Source organism: Tritonibacter sp. SIMBA_163 (assembly GCF_046535935.1).
In the GTDB taxonomy this organism is placed as follows: Bacteria; Pseudomonadota; Alphaproteobacteria; order Rhodobacterales; family Rhodobacteraceae; genus Epibacterium; species Epibacterium scottomollicae.
This window is the reverse complement of record NZ_JAWJBP010001216.1, coordinates 1-240: the sequence shown is the minus strand read 5'-3', so window position 1 is coordinate 240 and position 240 is coordinate 1. Positions and strand designations below refer to the sequence as shown.

The window sequence follows — 240 nt, the reverse complement described above, 5'->3', positions numbered from 1 at the left end:
AGCAGCCAAACCGCGTGCTTGGCCGTGCGCTTGGCCAGCTTCTGGCCGGTCATCGGCTGCTTGTCGAGCTTGATCCGGGCGTTGCGGTCGCCCTCGATCAGGCGCTCGACCCACATGTAGAGGTCGGTCCAGACCGTCTGCGGGCAGGCGTAGCCGCACCAGACGCGGCCCAGCAAGCTGGTCACCAGGAACAACCCGATCGCGCCCATGATCAGGAGGCCTGCCAGGTAGTAGACCTCC

The 240-nt window shown here is 66.2% G+C and carries 1 protein-coding gene; it reads right to left on the bottom strand.

What is annotated here, in order from left to right; translation table 11 throughout:
* On the bottom strand, positions 1-240 hold a 240-nt coding region (locus tag R0J92_RS26175), incomplete at both ends, for a 4Fe-4S binding protein (RefSeq protein WP_411053837.1).